General features: G+C 37.3%; 11 protein-coding genes and 1 tRNA gene. 10 read left to right on the top strand and 2 right to left on the bottom strand.

Annotated elements, in window-relative coordinates; translation table 11 throughout:
- Window positions 1-4 precede the first annotated feature (4 nt).
- Window positions 5-883: an MBL fold metallo-hydrolase gene (locus MED121_RS18470; protein ID WP_009835281.1), complete on the bottom strand. Its 879-nt coding sequence runs from the start codon at window positions 881-883 to the stop codon at window positions 5-7.
- A 190-nt stretch (window positions 884-1,073) separates the two neighbouring features.
- Here MED121_RS18470 and uvrB point away from each other — a divergent pair, with 190 nt between their 5' ends.
- The 10 genes from uvrB to MED121_RS18410 all read left to right on the top strand — a co-directional run bounded on the left by uvrB (window position 1,074) and on the right by MED121_RS18410 (window position 12,402).
- Complete coding sequence (uvrB, locus tag MED121_RS18465; RefSeq protein ID WP_009835280.1) at window positions 1,074-3,104, top strand: excinuclease ABC subunit UvrB; 2,031 nt, start codon at window positions 1,074-1,076, stop codon at window positions 3,102-3,104.
- Window positions 3,105-3,249: 145 nt separating this feature from the next.
- Window positions 3,250-3,693 carry an acyl-CoA thioesterase gene (locus MED121_RS18460; protein ID WP_009835279.1) on the top strand — a complete coding sequence of 148 codons (444 nt, stop codon included), beginning with the start codon at window positions 3,250-3,252 and terminating at the stop codon, window positions 3,691-3,693.
- A 103-nt stretch (window positions 3,694-3,796) separates the two neighbouring features.
- Window positions 3,797-3,873: transfer RNA gene (locus MED121_RS18455), tRNA-Val, on the top strand.
- Window positions 3,874-4,632: 759 nt separating this feature from the next.
- Entirely contained in the window at window positions 4,633-4,965 is a 333-nt protein-coding gene (locus MED121_RS18450; RefSeq protein WP_009835278.1) for a hypothetical protein, read from the top strand.
- A gap of 59 nt (window positions 4,966-5,024) precedes the next feature.
- Window positions 5,025-5,312: a hypothetical protein gene (locus MED121_RS18445; protein ID WP_009835277.1), complete on the top strand. Its 288-nt coding sequence runs from the start codon at window positions 5,025-5,027 to the stop codon at window positions 5,310-5,312.
- Window positions 5,313-5,357: 45 nt separating this feature from the next.
- Window positions 5,358-5,675: a hypothetical protein gene (locus tag MED121_RS18440; protein WP_036181216.1), complete on the top strand. Its 318-nt coding sequence runs from the start codon at window positions 5,358-5,360 to the stop codon at window positions 5,673-5,675.
- Window positions 5,676-6,528: 853 nt separating this feature from the next.
- On the top strand, window positions 6,529-7,569 hold the full coding sequence (locus MED121_RS18430) for a M28 family peptidase (RefSeq protein ID WP_009835274.1): 1,041 nt from the start codon (window positions 6,529-6,531) through the stop codon (window positions 7,567-7,569).
- Window positions 7,570-8,044: 475 nt separating this feature from the next.
- Entirely contained in the window at window positions 8,045-9,655 is a 1,611-nt protein-coding gene (locus MED121_RS18425) for an alpha/beta hydrolase (protein WP_207382842.1), read from the top strand.
- Between the two features lie 699 nt (window positions 9,656-10,354).
- A complete protein-coding gene (locus MED121_RS18415) occupies window positions 10,355-10,747 on the top strand; it encodes a hypothetical protein (RefSeq protein WP_009835271.1) in 393 nt (130 codons plus the stop codon).
- Window positions 10,748-11,661: 914 nt separating this feature from the next.
- Entirely contained in the window at window positions 11,662-12,402 is a 741-nt protein-coding gene (locus tag MED121_RS18410) for a transporter substrate-binding domain-containing protein (RefSeq protein WP_050764620.1), read from the top strand.
- 46 nt (window positions 12,403-12,448) lie between these two features.
- Here the strand turns inward: MED121_RS18410 and MED121_RS18405 are convergent, their stop codons facing one another.
- Entirely contained in the window at window positions 12,449-13,363 is a 915-nt protein-coding gene (locus MED121_RS18405) for a LysR substrate-binding domain-containing protein (protein ID WP_009835269.1), read from the bottom strand.
- Window positions 13,364-13,536 lie beyond the last annotated feature (173 nt).

Here is a 13,536-nt window from a genome sequence, read left to right as displayed (position 1 = left end):
TCACCTAGCAGTCTTTTAATGAGGAACTGATTGGGATTTTCAAATAATACATTTCATTATTTTCAGGCATAGGTAATTTGCCTGCTCTCATATTGATTTGAACTGAAGGCCATATCAGTTTAGGCATAGATAAGGTGGCATCTTTCGAGCTTCGCATATGAGTAAATGTTTGTTCACTCACATTTTGGTTAATGTGTAGGTTGGTTTGCTTTTGCTCTAAGACACTGGATTGCCAAGCATAATAATCCCGATTTTCTGCTTTATAGTCGTGGCAAGTAAATATCCTGGTGTCGTCAGGAAGTGCAAGAATTTTTTGAATAGAATGATAAAGAGTGTTGGCATCTCCACCAGGAAAATCACATCGAGCTGTACCATAATCTGGCATAAACAAGGTATCACCAACAAAGCAAGCATCTTCAATATGATAGCTAATACAGGCAGGCGTATGGCCTGGAGTATGTAATACTTTAATGTTGAAATTACCTAGGGCTAGCTCATCCCCCTCGTCCAGGAGTAGGTCAAATTGAGAGCCGTCTGTGGCGCATGTATCGGCTAAATTTAATAGCTCAGTAAAGATAGTTTGTACTTGAGTGATATGCTTACCAATGGCTATTTTACCCCCTAGCTTTTGTTGCAGATAGGGTGCTGCAGATAAATGATCTGCATGTACATGTGTCTCTAGGATCCACTTAAGTTGCCAATTATTTTCTTTAATGTGCTTAATTAGCAAATCGGCGGAACTTGTGTTTGTTTCTGAGCTAGGGGCATCATAATCTAAAACACTGTCGATAATCGCACACGTATTGCTATGAGTGTCTGCCACTATATAAGAAACCGTATTAGTGACTTGATCGAAAAAGGGCGTAATTGATAATGTTTTCATTTTTATCTCTAAATGGAATAAGCTTATTTCCAAATAGTATATATCAAAAAAATAAAAATGTTTCTAATAATCTAAATTATCTTTTTTGCGTAACAGTCGAATGAAATCTTTTGTTTTGATTGCGGCGAGTTTGCTTCATTTTTGATAAAATCACATATTCAGTTATTGCCACCGTGTTAGGAAGAGAGCCGTGTCTAAAGAGTTTGAAGTCGTATCGCAATTTTCGCCTGCAGGGGATCAGCCCAAAGCCATTGAAAAGTTGACCCAAGGTATTGAAGCAGGCCTTGCTCATCAAACACTTTTAGGCGTAACAGGCTCAGGTAAAACTTTTACCATTGCAAACGTTGTTGCTAAAGCAAAGCGCCCCACCATTATAATGGCTCACAACAAAACACTTGCCGCTCAACTCTATGGTGAATTTAAAGAGTTCTTTCCTAACAATGCGGTTGAGTATTTTGTCTCTTATTATGATTATTATCAGCCAGAAGCTTATGTTGCCGCCTCTGATACCTTTATTGAAAAAGATGCTTCCGTTAATGAGCACATAGAGCAAATGCGACTTTCTGCAACGAAAGCCCTGTTAGAAAGGGAAGACGTTATTATTGTCGCGACTGTGTCAGCAATTTATGGATTGGGTGATCCTCAGTCCTATTTAAAAATGATGCTGCATCTAGATAGAGGTGATCGCATTGATCAAAGGGACATATTAAGGCGCTTAGCTGAACTTCAATATAGTCGCAATGATGTGGTGTTTGAACGGGGTAACTTTAGAGTACGTGGTGATGTCATCGATGTGTTTCCTGCGGACTCTGAAGACACAGCTGTTCGTATTGAGCTATTTGATGATGAAATTGATAACCTTGCCTTTTTTGACCCGCTAACAAATAAAACAATTCGCAAAGTACCCCGTTTAACCATTTATCCAAAAACCCACTATGTGACACCCCGTGAGACAGTGATGGATGCCATTGAGCGAATTAAAGTGGAGTTAGATGAACGCTTACAACAGCTAAAATACTTAGATAAATTGGTTGAGTTGCAAAGATTAGAGCAAAGAACCCGTTATGATTTAGAGATGATGCAAGAGCTAGGCTATTGCTCAGGCATTGAAAACTATTCAAGGTATCTATCGGGTCGTCCAGAGGGCTCACCACCGCCGACCTTATTTGATTACTTGCCTGCCAATGCGCTTTTGGTCATAGATGAATCCCATGTAACTGTCCCTCAAATTGGTGCCATGTATAAGGGTGATAGGTCTCGTAAAGAGAACCTAGTTGAATACGGCTTTCGTTTGCCTTCTGCTCTTGATAATCGGCCAATGCGTTTTGAGGAGTGGGAGCAAATAAAACCACAAACTATTCTAGTGTCAGCGACGCCTGGCAAATATGAAGCTGAGCACCAAGATTGGGTTGTCGAGCAAATCGTCAGACCCACAGGTTTGATTGATCCACCTGTTGAAATTCGACCCGTTGCTACCCAAGTTGATGACTTATTATCTGAGATTAATAAACGTTTGCCTAAAGGTGAGCGGATATTAGTGACTACCCTGACCAAACGTATGGCAGAAGATCTAACAAGTTACCTATACGAGCATGGAATTCGTGTTCGCTACTTACATTCAGATATAGATACGGTTGAGCGTGTTGAAATCATTCGAGACCTAAGGTTAGGTGAATTTGATGTGTTAGTGGGCATTAACTTACTTCGTGAAGGTCTAGATATACCTGAAGTAAGTTTGGTGGCGATATTAGATGCAGATAAAGAAGGCTTTTTACGATCAGAAAGATCCTTGATTCAGACCATAGGTCGTGCTGCTCGTAATATTAATGGTCGTGCCATTTTGTATGCCGATAGGATTACAGGCTCAATTGAGCGTGCTATGGCTGAAACAGATAGGCGTCGTGCTAAACAAGAGGCCCATAATAAAGAGCATGGCATAGTACCCAAAGGGGTTTCTAAGTCAGTGCAAGATATTATGGAAGGGTCTTATAACCCAGGTGCTGGTAAAGGTAAGCAGAGCAAGGCTAAAAAAGTGGCCGAGACATCTGCAGACTATAAAGTTGAAAGTATGGATGATGTGGCAGATGTGCGTAAAGCCATCGTTAAGTTGCAAAAAGAAATGGTTGAGGCATCTGAAAACCTTAAATTTGAATTGGCTGCAGGTTATCGAGATCAAATTCGTTCATTACAGAAAAAGTTAAAAGAGGTGGGTGAGCTATAATTAGTTAACCTAAACATAAGTCATTTTTATTAGTCCAAATATTAAATAGGCGAATGTTTCAAAAATGATATAGACGGACATACTTAATCAAGGAGGATGACAACTGAAAACCTAACCAAGTTAGGCGAGTGGAAATAGGCACATAATGTCAGAATCAAGTGTAAAAGAAGAAACTAAAGGCCGATTAACAACACGAACCGTTGCTATGCCAGGTGATACTAACCCTGCCGGTGATATTTTTGGTGGTTGGGTATTATCCCAAATGGATATCGCTGCAGGTATATGTGCAGGTCAAAGAGCACAGAGTCGAGTGGTAACAGTCGAAATTGACCGTATGAGTTTTATTCGTCCGGTAAAAGTGGGTGATATTCTTGGTGTCTATACGTGCGTTATTAAAGTCGGTCGATCTTCCATGGAAATATTAGTGGAGGCTTGGGTGAGACGTAACCGCATCGGTACCCGAGAAAAAGTGACAGAAGGTGTATTCAAATTTGTCGCAATTGGCGAAGACGGCAAATCAACGCCAGTGCCTGCTGAAGCGGACTTACCTGACTATGTACATGAATGGGTTGATGGTTGCGGTATTTAACAAATATCAATAATTGCCTAAGGATATCAACTGCTTAAATAAATTTTAAGCTTAAGACTTGCCAAGTGTATTAGCATAGGTATAATTCCAGCCACAAGTTTATAGGACTATAGCTCAGTTGGTTAGAGCGCATCCTTGACATGGATGAGGTCGGCAGTTCGAATCTGCCTAGCCCTACCAAATTCATAGTTCATGCTTATGAGCGCTAGAATTTGAAAAGCCCCTTAGATTAGCTTCTAAGGGGCTTTTTTTTTAAGAGTTGTAAGTACTTTTTTAACCTAAAATTAAAACCTTTTAATATCCACTTATTCGTTACGACTCTAAAATTTGTTACCTTTGGAATGCATAAAATGAAAATTTCATATTAATACTTTAATTTAGCCTGAAATTAATGGTTTTTAAGAACCTAGAATATGAAAAAAATTACTTTTTCACTTTATTATCAATTGTTTCTTTAAAAGTATTGGCTGGCTATTCAGCTGTTTCTTAAAATGCTTTCAGGACATGCATAGGTGATATTCCTTGCTAACATGATTAATTTTTAACTCATTTTATCAATTTAATCGAGCAAATAGATTAAGTCATTTATGCTAAAGTAGGCGACCTTGCGTGTGTTTTTAGTAGTTCAGCAGGTGCAATTACAGATAGCAAAATATGTATACCTTTTCAGTTGAAGACTAGCAAGATGATGTCGTAGAACCAACCCCATGACTTTGTTAATGTTTAAATAGAAACGATGAAAACATGCTCCCTAGAAATATTTTGACTAATGAATAAACCAAAGAAGAATCTACACCTTATGTGCACTTATTAGGAAAAGGCTGAGAGGGTAATAGGCTTTATTTAAAGCTTTTTTATGAAACTGTATTTATATAATATTAAAATTAATGATAGGATATTGATATACATGAAGTATGGTTTAATAAAGGAAGCGTAAATTTGAAAAGCATCATATTCTTTGCATTATCAATATTATCGATTAATGCATTTGCAGGCACTGTTATTGTCGTGGGTAGCCCTACTCAAATTGAGGTAACAGATAGACTTTTTTTTGAAATTGATGGTGGTGTTCCTGAAAACCCAAATTCTTGCTCATCTAACTTTAGATATGAATTTGTATTAGAAGATGGGACGAGTGGAGATAATAAGAACATGGCATTATCTGTTTTATTAAGTGCTCATGCCTTGAATAAAAAACTTAAATTTTATGTTTACAGCAATAAATGCAGTGATATTAACTATCCCGCGGTTATTGGTGTTGGTTTTGAGTAATATATAAAAATATTTAATAAGGAGAAAATATTGAAACGCTTTTTTTCATTTTTGTGTTAATGATCAGCTCTATAAGTAGTGCTTTTGCAGATTATGATGCATACATTGAGTTTATGGATGTAACTGAAGAAGGCCGAGTTAATTTATATCTATCAAACGTTGAAGATGCCTCTGGTGTTGGTACCTGCAATCATAATATTGTTTATCTTGGTTATCACCCTCATGAAATTGGTTCATCAACACCACAATATTTATATTCTGCAGCATTAACAGCTATGACGGCAGGCAAAAAAGTAAGGCTGCACTCAATAGACTGTACTACAAAGAGTTTAAGGGTTTATAAATAAGTAATATGGATTAAATTTAAGTACATGATATTAATTAAGGATGTTATGAAATATTTAATTGTAATTTTAATGTGTTTGTCTTCTTCTGTTTTTGCAAATCAGTGGACACTTAATACAGGTAACAAAGTTGGTGTGATTAACCCTGGAGCTGTGAGTGGTGTAAGCACATTTATTTCATTAGTGGATGGTGTGTTTACTGGGTGTGCTAGAAGTGATGGCGCTTTATTGTTAGGGGATAACCCCAACTATGATCAAATTTTTAGCTTAATCTTATCTGCAAAAATGTCAGGAAGCCATATAAGGATATACTATGGTGGCTGTAGTGGAAATTTCTCTATAATCGATCAAGCTTATATTCTGTAGATAAATTGTGATAGTAAAAATAAAAAGTTTGTAACTTTTAACCAAATTACTAAGACATTATTTTTATTTCTTGAAAGTTATTTTCATTGATTAAACTGCATTGAAACTTTTTATTTTCTCAATAATGTTAATTTTGCAAGGCGCAATGTGTTGTGATTTATCTTTTACATAGCCAATACTATTAATCAAAGAGTCTCTTATTGAAAAGATATCTGAGTCAGTACAGCCAGAATCGTTACAGCTTTGTAAAATATATTGATCATTTATACAGGCACATAAAGGGTCAATATGGCTATATGCTTGAGGGCCTGAGGTAATGTTGCTGCTAAGCAATCGAGTCGTTCTTCTTAAAATGGTATCAAAGCTAACTGTGTCGACAGCGAAACAACTGAGGAGTATAGAATTAGCACTGGCAGTGCGTCTTGTCTTTTAAAAAGCTGCGGCAAGCTTATTCAACTCAATAGCAGGCCATCAAAGCAGTTAAGACGAATTCTTAAGAACACAAGGTAAGCAAGGCGCGAGTCCTTGTGGTCCAGCTGATATTAGACGGGAGCTTTTCTGCAATTTTAACGGGGCTTTCCTAAAAGAGAAAGGCGACCGTCACTGTCACCTTCAGTGGGAATAAGCAAGGCTTGTCTAGTTTGAAAAGAAGGTGTTGATGCAGGCGAGTTCGATTTGAAATGGTATGTTATAAGGATTTAAAAACTAGATAAAGTGTCATAAAATCATGAGTTTATATACATAATTAGGATAGTGTTCTTTTGGATAGATATCCTAGTGCGGCCAAGGAGAAGGCATTATGTTGACCCTTTTTAAAGTCGTGTGTGAAATTCAACTTAAAAAAGATACTTAAATGAAAATAATTAAAAATAGTTTTGTCTTTATAACCCTATCATTATCTAGTCTTCAAGCTAGTGCTGAAACTCAATCATGGGAATCACTTTTAGCTTTTTCTTCGAACTTCAGTGATAGATTGGCAGGTAGCCGTAGTGAATATAATGCTGGCGAGTGGCTAATTAATCAATATGAAGATCTTGGCTTTGAAGTCAATCAATATAACTTCAAATACTTTTATAAAGATAAAAAGAGACAATCGAGAAATATTGAAGTTGTTCTTAAAGGAAAGTCACCTAAAACACTTATTATAGGTGCTCATTATGACTCAACAGGGCATCGAAAAGGGTCCGCTGGACTAATAGATAACGCATCAGGCACTATTGCTTTACTCGCTTTAGCAAAAGAGATTAAAGAGCAGGAGCATTTTTATACGATACGCTTAGTATCTTTTGGTGCTGAAGAGGTGGGTCTTCAAGGATCAAAGAAGTATGTTACTTCTTCAAGCTTTGATAAAGATAACCTTGTAGGAATGATTAATTTAGATACCGTTGTAGGCGGGGATTATTTGTATATCCATAGTGCTCATTCTTCACCCTATAAATGTAATGATGCAAAAAGCTCAAACTATGAATATAGCCCTTGGCTACGTGATTCCTTGTTATCTGAATCAAAGAAATTAACCGATATTAGTTCCTATCATTTACATCCAGCTACGCAAGGTTATCCTGAAGGTGAAACGGGTGGTTGGTCTGATCATGCTCCATTTGCATGTGAAGGTGTGCCTATTGCTCACATCGAGGCGACTAACTTTATGATAAAAGGTAAGTCAGGCTTTGATGGCTACTCTCAAACAAGCAATCCAAATTTCTGGACATGTTTTAATGATGAAAAACAAACGGCATGCAAAAATAAGAAAGAGAAGGGGTGGGGGCAAATTTGGCATACTAAATATGATCAAGAAAAGTACCTTATTCCTGAATTAGAAAACCATATAAAAACACAATTCCACTCAAATATTGAGTTTTTGAAAAGCTTCGCTTTGGCGTTTAAAGGATAAATAGAGCCGCCAAATTTTCAGAAAGCATACCCTATAATGTCGACCTTACTGGATATATAGTTAAGGTCGATTCTTATAATGCTTAGTGTGTTTTATATCGCTTTAAGGTTAGATTTAAAATAAGTTTTAACTCTATTAGTAGAGTGTTGATTTGATGCAGAATACTTGGTTTGGAAAGAAAAGGTTGCTCGAGTTATTATTGAAAATAAGACGATAAAAAAGTATGCCAAGATAAAATGAAATAGATAATCAACTAACGAAGAAGTGAAAGGTGCTGGTAATAAAATTACTCTTATTTCGAGTTTGGCTATGGAGAACCCTATTTTCGCAATAGAAACAGAACTCTTTTAGATATGTTTATTTTTATGGCACTTAAAATGCTTTATGCCTTTCGAGAAGAGTAGTTTCTTTGCGACAATATTCGATTTTTAACATGTTAATACGCGGCCATTTCTAACATTTACAGGATAGTGATTTGTTTAAGATAAGTAACCTTGTTATCGTTTTGTTAGCTTCTATGCTGACTGCTTGCTCCTACCTAAAATATTCTTCTATTCAGGCTGAATACACCAAAATTCAAAATGCCAATCCGAGTCAAGTCAATTTGAAGCATCTGATTGATCAAGAAACCTTCTTTATCTGGGGAAAGCCTATTGTCGATTCAAATCACTTTTCTGGTATGTCGATGGCTATCGTGGCTTATTCTAGTAAATTTAAGGCTAATGAACGTGTTGATACTATGTTCTTTAAAGGGGTTGGCACACATTATGGTTTAAATTTACCAGAAGGTGATTATACATTATTGATTTATGCCGACTTGGATCAGAACGAGCTATTTACCCCCGCTGAAATTGTAGGCATGAAAACGCTTACTCTAGATACTAACCATTTCCCTGAAAAAATAGTAAAAGATATAAATATAGAAATAACAGATAGTTTTGATATTGCTTGGGCTGAAACGATTGTTATGCCAAGAATAATGGAGACAGAAGAGTCTGTGTTTTATCCCGCAGGGACTATTCGCCGTTTGGATGACCCTATTTTCAATGATGAAATTGCAACCATGGGAATGTACGATCCGGCATCATTTCTCGAACTTGCACCTACTATGTTTTATGCCTTGGAAGAAAATGTTGCTCATAAAATCCCTGTTATTTTTGTCCATGGTATTGGTGGGAATATCAGGTCATTTAAACAAGTTATTGAGTCTATGGATAAAGACCGTTATCAGGCTTTATTTTTTTATTACCCATCAGGAGGGGATTTAGACCAACTAGCCGAGCTTTTTTATGATGTCTATCTGTCTGGGGATGTTATGCCAATCGGTCATATGCCAATGATTGTAGTGGCTCATAGTATGGGAGGGCTTATTGTTCGTGAAGCATTCAACCATTACGAAGGAAGTGCGAAAGAAAATAAAGTGGACTTATTTGTTAGTATCGCAAGCCCATTTGGTGGCCACCCTTCTGCAGCTTCAGGTGAACGACATGGTTTGATCGTATTACCTTCTTGGATCGATCTAAATCCGAGTAGTCAGTTTATTAAAGGGCTTTATAGGAAGCCTTTACCTGAGTCTGTAAACCATCAACTTTATTATGCTTATAATAACAAAAGCATGCTGAAATTAGGTGAAAATAGTGATGGTGTTGTGCCTCTTTCAAGCCAATTACATACAGAAGTACAGAAGCAGTCTAATAAGCAATTTGGTTTTAATCGGAGCCACGTTGATATTTTAGAAAGTGAAGAGATGATAGCGCAATTATTAGTGAGTATGTCTGAGGTGGAAAACATCTTTCCTGAATTACATATCGAGCTGCTTTCTAAGGGGGGTTTTGATGTGTCATTGTCAGATGACTATAGTGCGCTTACCCAGCATTTAATTAGTTATGCAGGTAAGTATTTAGTCTTAATGGTAAAAGAAAAAATAGAAGCAATAAACCCAGAGCAGGAACGATATATTCACGCTGTTCAAGGCAAAATTGTAGCAACACGAAATGTTGAAAAAGAGTTTATTAAATTTATGAAAGAGCACCCTGACTTAGTAGAGAGTGTGTTGGAAGAGTTTAAATTCTTGGAGCCTCAGTAGACTGGCCTGCACCTTATTGGGATTGCAACCTCAGTTGGTGGTAATTAACCAGAACGCATGTAACCCTAAGCTTGCTGGCGCTGGTTCCCACTCTTCATCTGCTATCGCTAGGCGATCGCAAGTTTTTGTCCATTCACCTGCTTTGAGCTTATAAAGAATCCTTCTTTTATGGCAACTTCTTTTTTGGCAACTTCTTTTTTTGGTAATGATAGCCAAGGAATAGATAGCCACTTAAGGTGTCGCCCTCTATATCTCGTCTTTAGTCCTAGTTTTAGTTTTTGAGCACTCCTTCAAAAGCTCCTTCGAAAAGCTCCATCGAAAGCCCCTTTGATTTCGTTTTGAGGTGACCTTATTTTATCGGTTTATCTAATATGAGCGGATAGCTTGAGAAAATTTTATGAGAAATGTTAGTAAAAATTATTCGTTTGATTAGGGCTGTGATTGGCGCGTTTTAAAGCGAGCTTTAGGAATGAATTCATATAGAACATGGAGTTATGGCAAGCCATCCAAAACCTGCTTTTTTACTTATCTTTTAATCCTTGATTCTTTTTCTTCTTGGTTACAAAAAAAATGTACATTTTATGTACAAAATCAAGATGACTTTAGGTATGATCCCCGACTTCGTAAGGTTATGTATGGTTTTGTAATATTAACGCAATGCTCGGATGCATTATATTTTTGAGGTGGTAAGAGCATATTATGCAAGAAACGCGATCTAGTTTAAGAAAAAAAAGAAAGGTATTTGGTTGGTTATTTATAGTCTCAAGCTGTGTGTTTATCGTGCCAGATATGCTTAGTCAACTCCTTCATCATAATATGATGCAGGGTTCTTTTTTTGTGCAGAAAATGGACAGTCTATTGAGTCGCTTCCAATATAGTTCAAAGCAATTCATGGATTTTAATATGGCCGTTCTCTCTGGGTTAATGACCTTCTTGCTCGTTATTATCTCCTTCATTGGTTTTATCCAGTCTAGTATTTCACTATGGCTACACGATAAGCGTGCAGAGCTTTTCAAGCTAGAGGAGAGCCAGAAACTAGAAAGCATACTGGCAAGTTTGGAGTTAGAAATAGATCAAGCTTCTAGAAGATAAGTGTCATGCAATCAAGCTTTTTAAACCTAAGGTGAATACAGCTAATATACATCACCTATAATCTAAATGAGTCGTTTTTGTGCGACTCATATTTTAGACATACTGCCTTTACTAAGCTTGAAGGCATAAAAAGCAATCCTTTCATATTGAATACATTCCCTCTTTAAAGCCGATATATAAATTAAGATAAAATTATAAAATACCTTGTCTTAGATATCCCATAAGCTGCTTCAAAAGGCTTTTACCTAAATGGAAGCTTGAACCCTATTGATGAATAAAGCTTGTTATTTTTAGCTAGGGAACCTGCGAATAAGTCCTCCCACCTCAGCGTGTGGATAAAAGCAACTAGATTTATGGCGAGGAGCGCAACTTAATAGTGATTCTATTGATAAGGTCCTCAACGTAAAGGTAGGGCTTTTAGACCACGCCCTTCGGGTCTTTCAGAAAAAGTAACACCCTGTGTTGTCACTTCTCGAAAGGTACCTACATTACTTCAAAGTAACGCCTTGTGTGATACTTTTTCTGTAAAGACTGAGAAGAGGTGACTTAATCGCAGGTTCCCTAGCGACATCACTTGTGTATAAAAGTGTTACTGCTAGTAGGTTCTCCTTTTAAAAGCTGTAAAATCAAATACTAATGGACGCTAAGTAAAACATTGCAAGGGACTTGCTAGCTGAAAATAGTTGAAAGTATGTCATTCTGCGTTGTCCTTTTTTGAAAGTTACTTACATTGATTTTCTATTATTCAAGGACAAGGTGGCATCTAGATTGACTCTCTTTTTCCAATGTCTAAAAAGAGCAGACTGAAAAGAAGTAACTTAATCGCAGGTTCCCTAGATAGCACTATTAGGTATACACAACTAGGCTAAATATCTAGGAGATTATTGAAAGCCATTAGATAGGGTTTACATTTTATGTATCGACACTTGTTATCAATAATTTTTATGTCAATAGCGCTTGTGGGTAGGGCAGATCCTCATCTTGAATTAAAAATAGTGACAGAAAATTTCCCACCTTATAATTTTCAAGTAGAGGGTAAAGCGCATGGTATGTCGACTGAAGTCGTTAAAGCCATGTTAGACCATGCCAACATTCAAGCTGATATTGACTTTTACCCTTGGCCAAGGGCATATCGAACAGCACAAGTTAAACCGAACGCTTTGATTTACTCCATTGCTCGTATTCCCGAAAGAGAGACCATGTTTGAATGGATAGGGGATATTGCACCCTATCGCACGTCTTTTTATAAGCTCAAAGAAAATACGGATTTGAACATCAATTCCTTAGACGATGCCCGTGTTTATCGTATTGGTGTTTCTCAAGAGGATGCGATTAAAACCTATCTAGAAAATAGAGGTTTTGAAAAGTTAGTGGTGGCAAATGCTGATCAATTTGTTGTTCGCATGCTGATTTATGGTCGTATGGATCTAATTGCTTATGATGAAGCCTCTCTTCCTTTTCAGGTGAAAGCTTCTGGGTTTGACTTAAACTTGATTGAACGTGTCTTTAGAATCGAAGGGTTATCGGAAAAACTCTATGTTGCCATGCACCCTCAAAGTGACCCTGTCCTTGTTCAAACGCTAAAAAATAGTTTAGAAGCCATTAAACTAAATGGAACATATCGTGCAATAGAAGCCCAGTACTTTCCTGATTAATACTTGTTAGCGATAGAGGATAGATAGGCTTCTCAAAGGTTTAAATCTAAGATTCAAATTTAGCGCTGAAACTCTTTGCTTCTGCCAATAACCAATCCTTTGCTTTAGCAACCGCGGGTCTTATTCTGGTATGGGCTGGTTCGACCAAATAATAGGCTTCTTGGGTGGTTATAATGGTATCAAAAGGCTGGACTAATTTAGATTCTTGGATAAGTTCATCAGCCAAAACTAAGCTTCCTAAGGTGACGCCTTGGCCTCTTGTTGCACTTTCTAACATCAAACCAGAATCACTAAAGTTACAACCATGTGAGCTTATCAAGCTGGGGTGCTCTATTTGATTAAACCAGCTCATCCAGTCCTCAGAGCGTTCGTCATGCAGTAATCTATGTTTACTTAGATCATCGAAGTGTTTGATTTTCATTTCTTCTTGAAAGCGGTCTTCGGCATAAAGAGGCGTTAGGTAGTCATGGAAAAGTTTATAGCTTTTCACGCCTTCCCAGCTGCCATCCCCATACCAAATAGCAAGATCTACTTCTTGGGTCTCAAGGTCAAAAAAGTCATCGTCAGAATATAACCAAGGCTCTATTTCTGGGTGAGCATTAAGAAGATTGCTATAGCGAGGAAGCAGCCATTTACTAGAAAACCCCGTATTTGCTCCCCAAACGACAGAGCCTGGGCGAAAGTAAAAATCCATCCTGCGCTTGCCTCTTGCCAGTTCATTAAGTACCTGGGTCGTGGTATCTAGAAAATCAATGCCAGCAACGGTTAACTCAATAGAGCGGCCAACGCGATTGAATAAGTCCATACCGAAAAAGGACTCTAACAGCTTGATCTGATGGGAAACGGCAGATTGGCTTAGGTTTAATTCTTCGGCGGCAAGCGAAAAACTTTTAAGTCGTGCTGCTGCTTCAAATCCTTCTAAAGCGCTTAAAGGTGGCAATCTTCCAAATCGTCTATTCATGAAAATTTTTAATCCTATTGATAAAAATATAGCGTTTGAATGAAAAATACTCCGCTAGATATACTGATTAAGACGCTAAAGAGTCAGATTTTCAAGGTTTAACCCATAACTAATGAAACAATGTTATTTAATTTTTTCATGTGTTCAGATTTTGAAGGTCAAGCCTAGCGTTA

Source organism: Marinomonas sp. MED121, assembly GCF_000153025.1.
Classification (GTDB): Bacteria; Pseudomonadota; Gammaproteobacteria; order Pseudomonadales; family Marinomonadaceae; genus Marinomonas.
Note: the sequence above shows the minus strand (reverse complement) of the source record. Positions and strands in the feature narration are given on the sequence as shown.